This is a genomic window from Streptomyces mayonensis (assembly GCF_018982965.1).
GTDB lineage: Bacteria > Actinomycetota > Actinomycetes > Streptomycetales > Streptomycetaceae > Streptomyces > Streptomyces mayonensis.
In genome coordinates this window covers 21851-38583 of sequence record NZ_JACBYP010000046.1, presented here as the reverse complement: position 1 = coordinate 38583, position 16733 = coordinate 21851, and the positions used below count along the sequence as shown (strand labels likewise).

At 74.9% G+C, this 16733-nt stretch carries 12 protein-coding genes; 8 read left to right on the top strand and 4 right to left on the bottom strand.

Annotated elements, in window-relative coordinates; all coding sequences use genetic code 11:
- The first annotated feature begins 588 nt into the window (after window positions 1-588).
- From HZS56_RS19040 to HZS56_RS19030, 3 genes are read left to right on the top strand one after another with little or no spacing between them, the layout of a single operon-like run.
- Window positions 589-1716 (top strand): glycosyltransferase family 4 protein, encoded by a 1128-nt coding sequence (locus tag HZS56_RS19040; protein WP_216721912.1) that lies wholly within the window; start codon window positions 589-591, stop codon window positions 1714-1716.
- Window positions 1713-2870: a glycosyltransferase gene (locus HZS56_RS19035; protein WP_216721911.1), complete on the top strand. Its 1158-nt coding sequence runs from the start codon at window positions 1713-1715 to the stop codon at window positions 2868-2870. The genes HZS56_RS19040 and HZS56_RS19035 overlap by 4 nt, the downstream gene beginning before the upstream one ends.
- Window positions 2867-3715 (top strand): SGNH/GDSL hydrolase family protein, encoded by an 849-nt coding sequence (locus tag HZS56_RS19030; RefSeq protein ID WP_216721910.1) that lies wholly within the window; start codon window positions 2867-2869, stop codon window positions 3713-3715. Before HZS56_RS19035 ends, HZS56_RS19030 begins: the two co-directional genes overlap by 4 nt.
- A gap of 164 nt (window positions 3716-3879) precedes the next feature.
- On the opposite strand, the gene HZS56_RS19025 is transcribed toward HZS56_RS19030, so the two are convergent.
- Both HZS56_RS19025 and HZS56_RS19020 read right to left on the bottom strand, forming a co-directional pair.
- Window positions 3880-4713, bottom strand: coding sequence for a putative hydro-lyase (locus HZS56_RS19025; RefSeq protein WP_216721909.1), 834 nt, complete (start codon window positions 4711-4713; stop codon window positions 3880-3882).
- On the bottom strand, window positions 4710-6038 hold the full coding sequence (locus tag HZS56_RS19020; protein WP_216721908.1) for an MFS transporter: 1329 nt from the start codon (window positions 6036-6038) through the stop codon (window positions 4710-4712). The genes HZS56_RS19025 and HZS56_RS19020 overlap by 4 nt, the downstream gene beginning before the upstream one ends.
- 181 nt (window positions 6039-6219) lie before the next feature.
- Between HZS56_RS19020 and HZS56_RS19015 the strand changes: the two genes are divergently transcribed.
- The 5 genes from HZS56_RS19015 to HZS56_RS18995 all read left to right on the top strand — a co-directional run bounded on the left by HZS56_RS19015 (window position 6220) and on the right by HZS56_RS18995 (window position 14416).
- Window positions 6220-6915, top strand: a complete 696-nt coding sequence (locus HZS56_RS19015) for a GntR family transcriptional regulator (protein ID WP_216721907.1) — start codon at window positions 6220-6222, stop codon at window positions 6913-6915.
- Between the two features lie 199 nt (window positions 6916-7114).
- Window positions 7115-8641: a hypothetical protein gene (locus HZS56_RS19010; protein WP_216721906.1), complete on the top strand. Its 1527-nt coding sequence runs from the start codon at window positions 7115-7117 to the stop codon at window positions 8639-8641.
- The gene (locus HZS56_RS19005; RefSeq protein WP_216721905.1) at window positions 8638-8796 is read left to right on the top strand and encodes a hypothetical protein; all 159 of its coding nucleotides are present in this window, start codon (window positions 8638-8640) and stop codon (window positions 8794-8796) included. Before HZS56_RS19010 ends, HZS56_RS19005 begins: the two co-directional genes overlap by 4 nt.
- Window positions 8793-9674 carry a hypothetical protein gene (locus tag HZS56_RS19000; RefSeq protein WP_216721904.1) on the top strand — a complete coding sequence of 294 codons (882 nt, stop codon included), beginning with the start codon at window positions 8793-8795 and terminating at the stop codon, window positions 9672-9674. Before HZS56_RS19005 ends, HZS56_RS19000 begins: the two co-directional genes overlap by 4 nt.
- An 80-nt stretch (window positions 9675-9754) precedes the next feature.
- The gene (locus HZS56_RS18995) at window positions 9755-14416 is read left to right on the top strand and encodes a hypothetical protein (RefSeq protein WP_216721903.1); all 4662 of its coding nucleotides are present in this window, start codon (window positions 9755-9757) and stop codon (window positions 14414-14416) included.
- Here the strand turns inward: HZS56_RS18995 and HZS56_RS18990 are convergent.
- Window positions 14413-15573, bottom strand: a complete 1161-nt coding sequence (locus HZS56_RS18990; RefSeq protein WP_216721902.1) for an aromatic ring-hydroxylating oxygenase subunit alpha — start codon at window positions 15571-15573, stop codon at window positions 14413-14415. The genes HZS56_RS18995 and HZS56_RS18990 overlap by 4 nt on opposite strands.
- On the bottom strand, window positions 15570-16718 hold the full coding sequence (gene solA, locus HZS56_RS18985) for an N-methyl-L-tryptophan oxidase (protein WP_216721901.1): 1149 nt from the start codon (window positions 16716-16718) through the stop codon (window positions 15570-15572). The genes HZS56_RS18990 and solA overlap by 4 nt, the downstream gene beginning before the upstream one ends.
- Window positions 16719-16733: the final 15 nt, after the last annotated feature.

The following is a 16733-nucleotide window of genomic DNA, read 5'->3' as shown; positions in this document are numbered from 1 at the left end:
GGCGGATTACCGGACCGGGCATGCTCGTCGGGTGACCGGACCGGGCGTCCTCGTCGCATGATTTGACCGGGCGTCCTGGTCGGCTGACCGGACCGAGTGCCTCCGCCGCGTGGGACGCCGCCCGGCCGGGGGGAGTCCCACGCGGCGGGCGGAGAAGTAACAGAGGAGTACACGTCGGCGTGGGGGGGGGCGGGGCCGGGGCGGGGGGGGCCGGGGGGGGGGGGGGGCGGGGCGGCGGGCGCGCCGCGCGGGGGGGGGGGGGGGGCCGGGCGGGGCGGGGGGGGGCGGCGCCCCCCGCGCGCCCGCGGCGGGGGCCCCCCCGCGCGGGGGGGGGGCCCCCCCCGGGGGCGGGCGGAGAAGTAACAGAGGAGTACACGTCGGCGTCGTCCCGGCCGGCCGGGACGATGTTCCAACGGGCGGCGAGGACGCCGGGAGGGCCCGTTCGCGTGAACGACGGATGGCCCGCCGGCCAGCCGGGCGTGGCCGGTGACCGACCCCTTCGGGCGGGCGTGCAACGCTCACGGGCCGTTCCTCGGCCGGAAAGATCGACGTTGACGCGAGCACGTCCAGCGCGGCGACAACACCGGTATGCGTGTCGTCATCGTGACCGAATCCTTTCCCCCTGATGTGAACGGCGTCGCCCACTGCGCGCTCCAGACCGCCCGGCACCTCGTCGACCGCGGGCACGACTGCCTCGTCGTCGCACCGGCCACCGCCGCCGGCGGCGAGTCGGACGCGTCCGCCCCGTGCCCGGTCGTCCGGATCCCCTCCCTCCCGCTCCCCGGCTACCCCCAGGTCCGTGTCGCCCTGCCCAGCCGTCGCGTCGCCGCCGCCATCGCCGAGCACCGCGCGGACGTCGTCCACCTGGCCAGCCCCTTCGTCCTCGGCGTCCGGGGCATGGCCGCCGCCGCCCGGCTCGGCGTCCCCGCCGTGGCCGTCTACCAGACCGACCTCGCCGGATACGCCCGTACGTACATGGGGGCGGGCGAGGCGGCCGCCTGGCGCCGCATCCGCTCCGTGCACTCCGCCGCCGAACTCACCCTCGCCCCCTCCAGCGCCGCCCTGCACGACCTGCGCGCCCACGGCGTGCCCCGGGTCGAGCTGTGGCCCCGCGGCGTGGACACCGTCCGCTTCCGGCCCGGGCGGCGCGACGAGGCGCTGCGCCGCGAACTCGCGCCCGACGGCGAGCTGATCGTCGGCTACGTCGGCCGCCTCGCCCCCGAGAAGCAGGTCGAACTGCTCTCGGGCGTCTGCGCCCTGGACGGTGTGCGTGTCGTGGTCGTCGGGGACGGACCGAGCCGGGCGGGCCTGGAGGCCGCGCTGCCGGGCGCCGTCTTCCTCGGCCGCCGTACCGGCGACGGACTCGCCCGGGTCTTCGCCTCCCTGGACGTCTTCGCGCACACCGGCCCCTTCGAGACCTTCTGCCAGACGGTGCAGGAGGCCATGGCGAGCGGCGTGTCGGTCGTGGCGCCCGCCGCGGGCGGCCCGCTGGACCTCGTGGCCCACGGACGCACCGGCCTGCTGGTGCCGCCGCGCGACGCCGGAGCCGTACGGGACGCGGTGTGGTCCCTGGCGTCGGACCCCGCGCTGCGGGCCGCGTACGGAGCGGCCGGCCGCTTGGCCGTGGAGAGCCGCACCTGGGCGGCCGTCGGCGACCGGCTGATCGGCCACTACACCGACGTGCTCGCCGCGCGGAAGGCGGTACTGGCGGCATGAACGCGCTGCGGATCGTCCGGCTCGCCAACTTCGTCGCACCCGCGTCCGGCGGCCTGCGCACCGCACTGCGCGAGCTGGGCCGCGGATACCGGGCGGCGGGGCACGACCCCGTCCTCGTCGTGCCCGGCGCCCACGCCGACGACCGGGAGACCGAACAGGGCAGGGTGATCACCCTGCCCGGACCTCTGCTGCCCGGCACCGGTGGCTACCGCGTCCTGACCGGCAGGCGGCAGGTGGCCGCGCTCCTGGAGGACCTGGCCCCCGACCGCCTGGAGGTGGCCGACCGCACCACCCTGCGCTGGACCGGCAGGTGGGCCCGGCGGGCCAGGGTTCCCGCCGTGATGGTCTCCCACGAGACCGCCGACGGGGTCCTGCGGACCTGGGGTCTGCCCGAGCCCGCGGCCCGGCGCGCCGCCGACGCCCTCAACCTCCGTACGGCACACAGCTACGCGCGCGTGGTGTGCACCACCGAGTTCGCCGCGCGGGAGTTCGTCCGCATCGGTGCGCGCAACGTCGTACGCGCACCCCTGGGCGTCGACCTGGCCGGACGCCACCCGGCGCTGTGCGACCCCGGACTGCGCGCCCGGTACGCGCGCGCGGACGAGACCCTGCTGGTGATGTGCTCCCGGCTGTCCGTGGAGAAGCGGCCCGGTACGGCGCTGGACACGCTCGACGCGCTGCGACGGCGCGGCGGGCGCGCGGTGCTGGTGGTCGCCGGTGACGGCCCGCTGCGACCGCGGCTCGAACAGCGGGCGCGGGAGCTGGCGCTCCCGGTCACCTTCCTCGGTCATCTCGCCGACCCCGGTGCACTGGGCGCGCTCCAGGCCAGTGCCGACGTCTGCCTGGCCCCCGGTCCCGCCGAGACCTTCGGGCTCGCGGCACTGGAGGCGATGGCGTCCGGCACACCGGTGGTGGCGAGCGCGTCGTCGGCGCTGTCCGAGGTGATCGGCTCCGCCGGTGCCGTCGCCTCGGACCACGGCGAGGCGTTCGCGGAGGCCGTGGAAGTGGTCCTCGCCCGCCGCGAGGCGGACCGGCGCGGAGCGGCACGCGCGCGTGCCGAGTGCTTCGGCTGGGGCACGGCCGTCGAGGCCTTCCTGTCCGCGCACGACGCGGCGGTGCCCACCCGCCCCGCACTGCCGGGGGCCGCCCCGTGAGACGCCTGCGTTTCGTCGCCCTCGGCGACTCGCTGACCGAGGGCGTGGGCGACCCGGTGGACGACCGGTGGCGCGGCTGGGCCGAACTCCTCGCCGCCGGGCTCGCCGAGGAGCCGGTGGGCTTCACCAACCTCGCCCGCAGCGGAGCGCAGACCCGCGACGTCGCCGAGCGCCAGCTGCCGGCCTGCCTCGCCCTGCGGCCCGACCTGGTGGCCGTCGTCGTCGGCGTCAACGACACCCTGCGCCGCACCTTCGACCTCGGCGCCGTCGCCACCCGGCTCGACACCGTGTACGCCGCCTGCGCCCGGCGGGGCGCACTGCTGCTCACGGCATGTCTGCCGGACCCCGGGGCGATGCTGGGGCTGCCGGCCGCGCTCGCCCGGCCGCTGGCGCGGCGGCAGCGTGCGGTCAACGCCGTGGTGCACGCACTGTCGGACCGGTACGGGGCCGTGCACCTCCACGTGTGCGAGGGCGACTGGATCACGGACCGCTCCCTGTGGAGCGCGGACCGGCTGCATCCCGGCGAGAGCGGCCACCGCAGGCTGGCCCTGCGCTTCCACGAACTGCTCGCCGAGCGCGGCACCGCCACTGGACCGGCGCCCTCATCCGTCAACTCCTCCCCGGCGCCCACCCGGACGGCGAGCCTGTGGTGGCTGGCCACCTCGGGCACCGGCTGGGTCGCCCGGCGCTGCACCGACCTGCTGCCCCAGCTCCTCGCCCTGGCCGCCGACGAACTGCGCCACCGCGCGCGCGGGACGACCGCCCGGCTCGACCTGCGCACCACCGCCGCGGTCTCCACCGCGCTCGCGGCACTGACGACGACGGAACGGCACGAGGCGGCGTGAGACAGGGGCGGCAGGGCTCAGGGGCCGCGCGCGCGGCGCGTCCTGGTCCGGGACAGGACCGCTCATGATCCGGACCAGGACCGTTCGCGCCGCTCACGGCCCCCGCAGCCCGCATCGCTCACGGCCCCCCGCAGTTCGCGTCGCCCACGGCCCCGCAGTCCGCGTCAGACGATCCGGTACTGCTCGTCCCGGGCATCGGTGAGGAACATCTGCCCCGGCGCGTGGGTGAGGGCGAAGGGCGGACGGGACGCCATGACCGCCGCCTGCGGAGTGACCCCGCAGGCCCAGAACACGGGGATGTCCCCCGGCTCGGTGTCCACCGCGTCGCCGAAGTCCGGCCGGCCCAGATCGCCGATGCCTAGCGTCGACGGCGTGCCGCAGTGCACCGGACCGCCGTGCACCGCGGGCAGCAGGCTGGTCTCGCGGATGGCCGCCTCCAGGTGCGCGGGCGGCACCGGACGCATGGACACCACCATGGGCCCGCGCAGCCGGCCGGCCGGGCGGCACTGCCGGGTGGTGACGTACATCGGGACGTTGCGGCCCTGATCGACGTGACGGACCGGCACACCGGCCGCGCCCAGCGCCCACTCGAAGGTGAAACTGCACCCGATCAGGAACGTCACCAGGTCGTCCCGCCAGTGCCCCCGCACGTCGGCCGGCTCGTCCACCAGTACGCCGTCCCGCCACACCCGGTAGCGGGGCAGGTCGGTGCGCAGGTCCGCGCCGTCGGCGAGCACCGTGGTCCAGGACCCGGCGTCCGTGACGTCGAGCACCGGGCACGGCTGCGGGTTGCGGGTGCAGAACAGCAGCATCTCGTACGCCCAGTCGGCGGGCACCGAGATCAGGTTGGCCTGGGTGTGGCCGGCCGCGACCCCGGCCGTGGGGCCCGCCAGCCCCTCCCGGAAACGGGAGCGGGCCGCTTTCGGGCTCCACGCGCGCGCGTGCTCGTCGACGAGGGCGACCGGCCGGTCGCAGGACACGGGGCGCGAGCCTGTCATGCCAGTTCCTTCCCGCGTGTCTCCGGCAGCCACAGCAGGGCCAGCGCCGCGATGCCGTAGCCGATGGCGCCGAAGACCAGCGCACCGCCCACGCCCCAGCTGTCGGCCAGGAAACCGACCGTGGTCGGGAAGACGGCACCCACGGCGCGTCCCGTGTTGTACGTGAAGCCCTGGCCCGCGCCCCGCACCGCCGTCGGGTACAGCTCGCTCAGATACGAGCCGAAGCCGCTGAAGATGGCCGACATGCAGAAGCCCAGCGGGAAACCGAGCACCAGGAGCAGGGTGTTGGCGCCGCTCGGGATGTTCGCGTAGGCCAGGATGCAGAGGGCCGACAGCAGCGCGAAGAGCCAGATGTTGCGCTTGCGGCCCAGTACGTCGGTGAGATAACCGCCGGTGAGGTAGCCCACGAAGGCGCCCGAGATGAGGAACGTCAGATAGCCGCCCGTGCCGACGACCGACAGGGCCCGCTCGTCCTTGAGATAGGTCGGCACCCAGGTGGCGAGGGTGTAGTAGCCGCCCTGGACGCCGGTGGAGAGCAGACTCGCGAAGAGCGTGACGCGCAGCAGGCCGGGGGAGTCCGCCGTGTCCGGCCGGAAGATCGCCGCGAACGAGCCCTTGCCGGCGCCCTTCTCGCGGACCTCTGTGGCCCTCGGCGCGTCGTGGACGCTGCGCCGTACCCACACCACCAGCAGCGCCGGCAGCGCGCCCGTCCAGAACATGACGCGCCAGGCGAGGTCGTCACCGGCGAGCGAGAAGACCAGCGTGTAGACGATCACCGCGAGCGCCCAGCCGACGGCCCACGAGCTCTGGATCGCGCCGAGCGTACGCCCGCGGTGCTTGGCGCTCGCGTACTCGGCGACCAGGATCGCGCCGACCGCCCACTCGCCGCCGAACCCGAGGCCCTGGAGCGCGCGGAAGACCAGCAGCGTCTCGTAGTTGGGTGCGAAACCGCAGGCCACCGTGAAGACGGCGTAGGTGATCACGGTGAGCAGCAGGGCCCTGACCCGGCCGATCCGGTCCGCGAGGACGCCCGCGAGGGCGCCGCCGACCGCCGAGACGACCAGCGTGACAGTCGTGAGCAGGCCGGTCTGGCCGCTGTCCAGGCCGAAGTACGCGGCCAGCGCCACCATGGTCAGCGGCAGCGTGAAGTAGTCGTAGGAGTCCAGGGCGTAGCCGCCGAACGCGCCGCCGAAGGCACGGCGGCCCCGCGGGCCGAGCGCGCGCAGCCAGCCGAACGGGCCGTCGTCAACGGCCTGTTCGCCCGCGCCGGGACGGATCCCGGACGAGAGGGACCGCGGCGGGGAGGGTGGAGGGGTGGTACTCATGGGCACCTCGCAAGGGAGGACGGAGGGTGCTTGTCGAGTGATCCGGGCGGTGCGGTGCGGCGGCGGCGCGACGATCGGAGCGGCCGCCGGAGCGGGCACCTGAAGGCACGGTAGAGGATCGTTCAACGATCCCTCAATACCCCTGTTGTTTCGTTCTGGTATCTGCGATTGAATTCCGGGCATGGCAGAGCAGTTGACGGGACTGGCGGACGACCGGGCCCTCCTCGGGCGCACCAGCACCGCCGAGCGGGTGTCGGACATCCTCAGGAGCCGGATAGCCGAGGGCTACTTCCCGCCCGGGACCCGGCTGTCGGAGGACAGCATCGGCGGCGCGCTCGGCGTCTCCCGCAACACCCTGCGCGAGTCGTTCCGGCTGCTCACCCACGAACGCCTGCTCGTCCACGAACTGAACCGGGGCGTCTTCGTCCGGGTGCTGACCGTCGAGGACGTCGAGGACATCTACCGCACCCGCTCCCTCGTCGAGTGCGCCGTCGTCCGCGGCCTCGGTGAGCCGCCGTACGCCCTGGACGGACTCGCCGAGGCGGTCGAGGACGGTCGGCGCTCGGCCCGCGAAGGCGACTGGAAGGCCGTGGGCACGGCCAACATCCACTTCCACCGCGAGCTGGTGGCCCTCGCGGGGAGCGAGCGCACCGACGAGCTGATGCGCAGTGTCTTCGCCGAACTGCGCCTCGCCTTCCACGTCGTGGACGACCCGCGGCGCCTGCACGAGCCCTACATCGCACGGAACGCGGAGCTCCTCGAGACCCTGCAGAACGGCGAGCGCGAGAAGGCCGAACGGCTGCTCGCGGTCTACCTCGACGACTCGCTCGAGCGGGTCGTCGAGGTGTACCTGCGGCGGGTCGGCGACGACGGGTAGGGGCGGAGGACGGTAGAGGCGGAGGAGGACGGGGCGGGTCCTCGGACGCCGTCCGTCCTGCGGGACGCCGTCCGTCCTGTGGGACGTCGCTACGTCCTTCGGGACGCCACCCGTCCTGCCGGAGGCGAGGGGCCTGGGGCCCAGGGGCCCATCTGCGTCGTTTGGGTCGATGTCAGACCGAGGACCTAGTCTGTGCACCGTGACTTCGCCTGCATCGACGGACCGCGTTCCGCCCCAGCTCAGCGCGGGGCCGCGCCCCGCACCGGGCCCGGCCGCCGACGAGGGGCTGGCGCGCCGGCTGCGCGCGCTCGCCTGCACGGCGCCGCTGCACGACCTCGACGCCCGCAAGGCCAACCTCGCGGGCGAGTACTCGGTGTACGGCATGGCAGAGGTCGCCCTCGCCGCCATCGACCTCGTCACGCTGAACATGGACTTCGACACGGGTGCCGACCACGACCAGACAGTGGCCAGGCTCATTCCGCGCGTCGCCGCCCAGGCCCCGCGCCGCCCCGCCGCCGAGCACGAGCGCGTGGCCCGCTGGGTCCTGGAGAACCTGATCAACGTCGGCAGCGTCGACCGCGGCTTCCGCGCGGTGTACGGCACCTTCGGACCGGACGGCAGCTACGTCCGCCGCGACTACGACTTCAAGCTCCTGGAGGAGGTCCCCGCCCCCGGCGGCACCGTCTACCTGCGCACCACCGACGAGGCGGTCAACGTCCTCGTCGGCGCCCTGGACACCGACGTCACCAGCGCCCAGATCGCCGCCGAGGTCAAGCTGGAGGTGCTGATCAGCCGGGGCCGCCTCGCCGACGCCCAACTCGCCGCCGAACAGGCCCGCTACCGGACCGTGCAGTACTCGGAGACCCTCCGCCGCGCCCTCGACGCCACCCGGCGCAACGTCCGCGCGGTGGACTGGCTCAGCGCCGTCCCCGACATGATCGCCGAGGCCCTCGACCACGTCGCCGACCGGTACCGGCACGAGAACGCGATCCTCACCAACATCCGCAAGGCCCGGGACGAGACCGAGGACCCCGAGCACAAGCGCCGCGCCGCCGAGCTGGTCGACATCGTCAAGGACTGCATCCGGCGCCACACCCAGCTCCAGTCCCGCCTCCTGGAGGCCGGCCCGCTCTTCCGCGCGGAACAGGACCGGCAGGCCTTCGCCACCCCCCTGACCACCTCGGGCCTCGACCTGTACGGACACCTCGTCGCCCCCGTCCTGCCGCTGCCCCTGGAGGGCGCCCTCCGCGTCACCGACGCCTTCTTCGCCCGCGGCACGGGCCTGCGCACGCCCGTCTCCGTCCGCGTCGGCGACCTCGTCGACATCCTCCTGACGCCGCCCGCGGAGCGGGAGCACCTGGGCGCCGAGATGCCGGAACCCGACCTGATCGCCACCCCGGACGACAGCCGCTTCAGCGAGGAGCAGCTGGCCGCCGCCACGGAGCTGCTCGACCTGCCGCACGACGCCCCCCGCCGGCTTTCCGGGCTTCTGGCCGACGCCCGCGCCCAGGATCCCGACCTGCCGTACCTCGTCGCGCTGCTGGCCGTCCACGCCGCCAGCCCGCCCGTCGGCACCGCCTACCGGCAGGGCGAGCCGAAGCTGCTCTTCGCCGTGGACGACGGCACCGAGCTGGACGACCCCGAGTTCGGCGGCGCCGACCTGATCGTCGGCACGGCCCTGCTGGACGCCGCGGGCATGGCCGCCGACCGGACGGAGGCGGCATGACGGGCCCGCACCACCGCACCCACGCCCGAGCCGACCGAGCCAACGCCCGCACCCGCCGGCACCACCATCAGCACAGGCACCACGACCAGTACAGGCACCAGTACCAACCCGAGCACGAGCACCAGCAGCAGCGGAGCAAGGAGTACCGACCGTGACCGAGCACGTCGACCGGAGCGAAGCGGAGGCGGGTGCCGCGCCGCCCACCGCGGCCGTCACGCCCGCCGACGCCGCCGACGCGGCGCGGCTCGTCGCCTTCGGCCTCCAGCCCAAGCTGCTGCCCGCACGCGACCAGGAGTACTCCGACCTGCTGCGCCGGTACCGCGAGGACCCGCCCTTCGCCCGCCTCGCCGACGCCGTGGCCGCCGGGCTCGGCCTGGTCGTCCTGGAGGTGTCCCCGCGCGCGGGGATGGCCGTCACCGCCGCCGAGGACTCGGTGTTCGCCGTCCGCATGGGCGACTACGCCCGTCGCGCCGCCACCGACTCCGGCGACCGCTTCCTGCACGGCCTCGCCCACCTCGCCGTCGCCGCCATGGCCTACCCGCGCCCCGAGGACCTCGCCGACGACGGCTACATCGGCCGCGTCACGGTCAACGGTGTGGACGCCTTCGTCCGCCAGGCCTGCCGACGGCTGGAGGAGAGGGCCGGCGAGCAGGGCGAGAACACCGACCCGGCCACCGACGCCCCGGGACTGGAGGCCGCCTGGCGGATCTGGGCCCGCCGCAGCGCCACCGGCGCCACCAAGGACGCCCGCCGGCTCCCCGGGTCCACCACCGGCATCGTCGGCAAGGCCGCCGCCTTCCTCACCGAGTCCGGCTTCCTCCAGCGCACCGGCGACGACCACGGCGGCACCTACCGCACCACCGCCCGCTACCAGCTCCAGGTGCGCGACATGGCGGGCAGCGCGGCCATGGCCGAGCTGCTTGACCTCGGCGTCGTCCCCGTCACCGACGGCACCGCGACGCTGCTGCCCGCCGAGGACACCGAGGACCTGGAGCTGGTGGCCGACGCCGGACTGCCGTTCCACTCCTCCTGACCCCGCGCCCGCCCTGCACCCGCCCCACCCGTCCCGCATCCCCCACCTCCCGACTTCCCGAAGACTTACGAGAGTCCGCCATGTACGAGCTGTCCCGGGTCCGCCTCTACTCCATCGGACCCGCCGGTGCGCGCTACGCCGACACCGTGCTTGACCTGCGCGGGGTGGGCGAGGCCGTGCCCGACCCCGCCCCCACGCAGGCGGAGTTCTTCGAGGAGGAGCCGGTCGGCCCGCCGCGCCGCCCCGCACCCGCGGGCGTGCTCTTCCTGGAGAACGGCGGCGGCAAGTCCGTCCTGCTCAAGCTGATCTTCTCGGTGATGCTGCCGGGCCACCGCAACACCCTGGGCGGCGCCAGCTCCGGCGTGCTGCGCAAGTTCCTGCTCGCCGACGACTGCGGACACGTGGCGCTGGAGTGGCAGCACGTGCAGACCGGCGAGTGCGTCGTCGTCGGCAAGGTCAGCGAATGGCGCGGACGGCAGGTCTCCGGCGACCCCCGCAAGTTCGCCGAGGCCTGGTACTCCTTCCGGCCGGGACCCGGACTGACCCTGGACAACCTGCCCGTCGCCGAGGCCACCGCCGTACGCCCGCCAGTCGAGGGCGTCTCCGGCGCGCAGGGCAGGCGGCGCACCATGAAGGGCTTCCGGGACGCCATCACCGAGGCGGGCAAGGCCTATCCGCACCTGGAGGTGCACTGGGAGGAGATCCACGACCGGTGGATCGAGCACCTCGGCGACCTCGGCCTCGACCCCGAACTCTTCCGCTACCAGCGCGAGATGAACGCCGACGAGGGCGAGGCCGCCGGTCTCTTCGCGGTCAAGAAGGACTCCGACTTCACCGACCTGCTGCTGCGCGCCGTCACCGACACCCGCGACACCGACGGACTCGCCGACCTCGTCAGCGGCTTCGGCAACAAGCTCGGCCGCCGGGCCGAACTCATCGCCGAACGCGACTTCACCGCCGGGTCCGTCGACCTCCTCGGCCGGATCGTCGAGGCCACCGACGCCCGCACCCGGGCACGGGACATCCACACCGCAGCCGAACGCCGCACCAGGACCCTCGCCCGCCGGCTCTCCGCCCGCGGCGCCCAGGAGCGGCTGCGGGCCGGTGACCTCGCCCAGCGGGTGACCGCGGCCGCCTACGCCGTCACCCACGCCGAGTCGGCCCGGGACCGCAGCGCCCTCGTGGCCGCCGAACTCGCCTACCGGCACGCCTCACTGGCCCTGACCGGCGCCGAGAAGACCGCCGCCGCCCAGAAGCGCGAACTCGCCGAGGCCCGCACCCTGCACTCCGCCTGGCAGGCCGCCGAGGCCGTCCTGCGCCACCGCGCCGCCGCCGACCGCGTCGCCCGTGTCTCCGCCGCCATCCGCGAGGCCGAACGGGACGCGGCCCCCGCGCTCGCCGCCCGCACCGAGGCGGCCGTCGCACTCGTCCGCGCCCTGCACGCGGCGGCCGGCCGGGCCGAACACCACGCCAACGAGGAGGAGGAGCGCTCCGCCGCGCTCCAGGAGGTCAGCGACGCCGCCCACCGCGACTCCACGTCCGCCGCCACCGAGGCCCAACGCGCCCGCAGCGAGGCCGGGCACCTGCGCCAGCGCCTCACCGAGGTGGAGCAGGAGACCGCCGAGGCCGTCCGCGCCGGCTGGCTCGACGACAGCGCACCCGACGCCGACCCCGCACGCGCCGCCCTCGCCGCCAGCGACGCCGAGAAGACGACCGTCGCCGCCTGGGACACCGCCCGCGAGGCCGCCCGCCGGGCCACCGAGCAAGCGCGCGAGGCGGCCGGCGCGGAGAGCCGCGCCGAACTGACGGCCGCCCGCGCCGCCGACGCTGCCACCGCCGCCGAACGCGCCCATGAGGCCGAGCGCCGCACCGCCGAAGCGCTGGCCGCCGAGGACCGCCTGGCGGAGCTGCTCGGCCTGGCCGCCGGAACACGCGCGGGCATCCCGCAGCCCCGCCAGGAGGCCGACCGCGACCGGGCAGCCGTGCCCGGGGCCGCCGAGGGAGCCCTCGCCCCCGAGGAGCTGGACCGCTTCGCCGACGAGCTGCGCGAACTGCTCGACGACACCGTCTCCTCCGCCGAACGCCAGCTGTTCGACCTGCGCACCGCCGCCGCCGACGACTCCCGCATCCTCGGCGCGCTCGGCGACGGCGGCCTCCTGCCGCCCGGCCCCGACGTGCTGGCCACCGTCGAGTTCCTCGGCGAGCACGGCATCCCCGCCCTGCCCGGCTGGCGCTACCTCGCGCAGGCCGTGGACCCCGCCGACCACGCGCGCGTGCTGGCCGCCCGCCCCGAACTGGTCGACGGCGTGATCATCACCGACCCCGACTCGCACACCCGCGCCCGCGAGGTCCTCGGCGACGCGGCCCTGCTGCCGCGTTCCGCCGTCGCCGTCGGCACGGCCGCCGCCCTTCTCGCCCCCACCCCGGCCACCGGGACCGGCACCGGCGACGTCTTCCTCGTACCGCCGAACCCGGCGATGCACGACGAGCACGCCGCCGACGAGGAGCGGCACGCGCTGCGCGCGCGGGCGACGTCGCGGGACGAGGAGATCCGCACCCTGGCCGCCCGGCTCGGCAAGGACCGGGAGCTGGCGGCGAGGCTCGCGTCCTGGCGCACCGGCTGTCCCGCCGGACGCCTCGCGGAGCTGGCCCGGAGTGCCGAGGAGGCCCGCGCCTTCGCCGAGGAGACCGAGGCCGAGCTGACCGAGGCGCGCACCGCGCGGGCCGAGGCGGACGAGGGCGCCGCCGAGGCCGTGCACCTGCGGGACGAGCGGCAGGAGGCCGCGCAGAAGGCGCGCCGCGCCGCCGACGCCCTCGCCGGACTCGCCTTCCGGCTGCGCGAACGCGCCGGCTGGCAGGCCAAGGTCCGCGAACTCGCCGACGAGGGCGCCGAGGCCGAGACCCGCGCCCAGGCCTGCCTCGACCGGGCCCGCGCCGCCGACGAGGACCGCCGTGCCGCCCAGCGTGCCGCCGACGACGCCCGGCGCACCGCCCGCGCGCTGCGCGCCGAGCGCTCCGAGATCGCCGGCGCCCCCGACGACGTACCGGAGGAGGCGCCCGGCGACAGCGCCGGGACGCCGAAGGCGCCCCTGCCCGACCTCCGCGAGGCCTACCGCGCCGCCTCCCAGGTGTACGAGAAGGTCGGCGTCGGCGCCGACCTGCGCGCCGAACAGGCCCGCGCGGAGAGCGACGAGAGCGCCGCGCGCGCGGAGCTGGACCGGCTCAGCAACAAGGTCCGCACCCGCGCCGGGCAGCTCCTTCAGTCGCCCGACGGCTCCGACGGTCCCTCCCGGCAGGCCGCCGCCGCCCGCGCCGAGGAACTGGTGCAGCTCCTGGAGACCCGCATGTCCAGCGCGAGCGAGCAGCTCGGCCGGCTGCGCGGCGAGGCCGAACGGCACGCGCCCGAGGACGGCGACGCCCACACCGACCTCCCCGAGGAACTCCTCCCGCGCGACGCCGAACACGCCCAGACCCTGCTGCGCACCGCGACCGCCGAACTCTCCTCCCGCACCGAGGCGCTCGCCCGGGCCCGCGAGGCGCACGCCGAACTCCTCGACGCCCACCGCGCCGCCGAGGACGCGGCCGGCGGTTTCGACGAGACCGCCGCCATGCTCCGCGACATGCTGCGCGAGCACGCGCCCGAGGAGGAGCCGGAGGAGCCGGAGCCCCACCCGGCCGGTCTCGAGGAAGCCCGTCACTTCGCAGCCGAGGCCCGCCGTTCGCTGCGCGGCTGCGCCGCCGACCTGTCCGCCGCCGAGGCCGCCGTCCGCGAGGCGAGCGACGTCCTGGTCCGGCACGCCAACTCCACCCGCTTCGAGCAGGTCCGCACCCCCGCCCGCCAGCAGATCCGCGAACTGCCCGCCTCCGCGCTGCCCGAGCACGCCGCCAAGTGGGCGGACGCCTTCGCCCCCCGCCTGCGCGTCCTCACCGACGAACTGGCGCAACTCGAGCGCAACCGCGACTCGATCGTGGACCGGCTGCGCGGCCTGGTCGAGTCGGCGCTCGCCACCCTCCGTTCCGCCCAGCGGCTCTCCCGGCTGCCGGAAGGGCTCGGAGAGTGGTCCGGTCAGGAGTTCCTGCGCATCCGCTTCGAGGAACCCGACCAGGCCACCCTCACCGAGCGCCTCGGCGAGGTCGTCGACGACGCCACCCGCGCCGCCGTGAAGAAGAACTCCGACCTGCGCCGCGACGGCATGTCCCTGCTGCTCCGAGGCGTCGCCGCCGCCCTGCAGCCCAAGGGCGTCGCCGTCGAGATCCTCAAGCCCGACGCCGTACTGCGCGCCGAACGCGTCCCCGTCGGCCAGATGGGCGACGTCTTCTCCGGCGGCCAGCTGCTCACCGCCGCCATCGCCCTGTACTGCACGATGGCCGCGCTGCGCAGCAACGACCGGGGCCGCGACCGGCACCGCCACGCCGGCACCCTGTTCCTCGACAACCCCATCGGCCGCGCCAACGCCACCTACCTGCTGGAGCTGCAGCGCGCCGTGTCCGACGCGCTCGGCGTGCAGCTGCTGTACACCACCGGCCTGTTCGACACGACCGCGTTGGCGGAGTTCCCGCTGGTCATCCGGCTGCGCAACGATGCCGACCTCCGCGCGGGACTGAAGTACATCAGCGTCGAGGAGCACCTGCGGCCCGGCCTGCCCCAGCCCGCCCCGGCCCCCGAGGGGGAGGGCGAGGCGGTGCACAGCGAGATCACCGCGACCCGCATGTTCAAACGCCCCACCCAGTCACCCGCCTAGGCGGTACCTCCGCCGGCCGGACCTCCGCCGGCCGGGCCTTCGCCGAGCCGGTCGAGCAGCCACTGGTGGAACGCCCCGATGTGGTGCTCGGTCGGCACCAGCACGCCGCCCGTGCGATAGGCGCGGGAGGCCATGGCCGGCTGGGTGCGCTCGCAGGCCGCGAAGTCCTGCGTGTTGACCCGGTGGAAGAGCTCGACCGACTTCGACAGGTCCGCCCCGGACGCCACCACCTCGGGCGCGTACAGCCAGTCGCACTCGACGACCGTGCGGTCCTCGGCCAGCGGGAACATGCGGTGCAGGATGACATGGTCCGGCACGAGATTGACGAAGACCGTCGGCCGCACGGTGACGGCGTAGTAGCGCCGGTCCTGGCCGTCCGTCACCTCGGGCAGCCGGCCGAAGCCCTCGCTGCCGTCGACCGTGAACCCCTTCACCTCCTCGCCGAACTCGGCACCGTGGCCCACGTAGTACTGCGCCGCGTAGCCGTCGGCGAACTCGGGCAGCACGTCGGTGAGTTCGGGGTGAATGGTCGCGCAGTGGTAGCACTCCATGAAGTTCTCGACGATCAGCTTCCAGTTGGCCCCCACGTCGTACCTGATGCGCCGGCCGAGCGCGAGGCCCTCCGTGCCGTACGCCTCGACGGCGGCCGGGTCGCCGAGCCGTTCCACGGCCGCGCCGCGCACCGTCTCCTCGAAGGAGGGCGGTTCCTCGGCCAGGCACACCCAGGCATAACCCAGCCACTCGCGCAGGGCGACCTCCACCAGGCCGTACGCGGACCGGTCGACGTCCGGCATCTTCGTCAGGTTCGGCGCGGCGACCAGCCTGCCGTCGAGGTCGTACGTCCATGCGTGGTACGGGCACTGGAGGGTGCGGCGCACCTCGCCGGACTCCTCCAGGCAGAGCCGGGCGCCGCGGTGCCGGCAGATGTTGAGGAAGGCGCGCAGCCCACCCGCGCGGGTGCGGGTGACGAGCACGTTCTCTCGGCCGACCTGCACGGTACGGAAGGCGCCGGGGCGTTCGAGGTCGGCACGGCGCACGGCGCAGAACCACATCGCCTCGAAGACGTGCTCCTGTTCCCGCCGGAAGACCTCCGGGTCGGTGTAGTAGCGGCCCGGGAGCGTCGCGAGGAGGCTGGGGGAGACGGGGGTCGTCGTCATGTGCGTACTCCTCGGGCGGGGTCGAAGAGGCCGATGGGGTGCGCCGTGGTGCCGGTCAGCGCGAGGTCGGCGAGGATCTCGCCCACGACGGGCACGAACTTGAACCCGTGCCCGGAGAAACCGCACGCCACCGTGACCGAGTCCGGGTGCGCCGGATGGCGGGCGATGACGAAGTGCTCGTCGGGTGTGGTGGTGTACATGCAGGTCGCGGCCTTGCGGAAGGTGCCGGGCAGATCGGGGATGCGGCCGGACATGTGGTCCGCCATGTCCCGGACCTCGTGGTCGTGCACGGTGCGGTCGATGGTCTCGGGGGTCGTGTCGTTCCCCTTGCGGAAGAAGGCGACCTTGGCGCCGTCGTCGGGGCCGTCGATGGCGGGGAAGCCGTAGACCTGGACGCCGGCCGGGTCCTCCCAGACGTAGATCGGCTGGTTGGCGGGGCGGAAGGGCTCGATGCCGCCGCGGGGCCGGAACCAGTACATGACCTGACGCTCCACCGTGAACGGCACGCCGAGACCGGCGAGCAGCCGCGGCGCCCACGCCCCGGGGCAGACCACCAGGTGGGCGGCGGTGTAGGTGTTCTCGGGGGTGTGCACCCGCACGCCGTCGCGGTACGGCTCCCAGCGGGTCACCGGTTCGTCGAAGTGCAGGTCGGCGCCCTGCCGGGTGGCGAGCTGGAGATGGGCGGCCACGGTGTTCTCCGGGCGCAGGAGGCCTGCCTTCGCCTCGTAGAGGGCGACCTCGTCGTCCGCGGGGGCGAACGTCGGGAAGCGGCGGCGGATCTCCCGCGCGTCCAGCATCTCGTGCGGCAGGTCCCACTCGCGTGCCGAGCGCAGGGAGCCGGAGACGGTCCAGGAGTCGGGGCGGCCGACCATCACCCCGCCGCAGAGCAGGGCGATCTCCCGGCCGGTGGCCCGTTCCAGGTCGGCGTACAGCTCGTAGGAGCGCAGGAGCAGGGGCACGTACGCCGGGTCCTCGAAGTACGACTGCCGGGTGATCCTCGAACCGCCGTGGCTGGAGCCCCGGTTGTGCACCGGCCCGAACTTCTCCAGACCCAGCACGCGGACGCCCCGCGCGGAGAGGTGATGGGCGGCGGCGCTGCCCATGCCGCCGAGACCGATGACGATCACGTCGTAGGTGGGGGACAACTCGGAGCCTCCTGG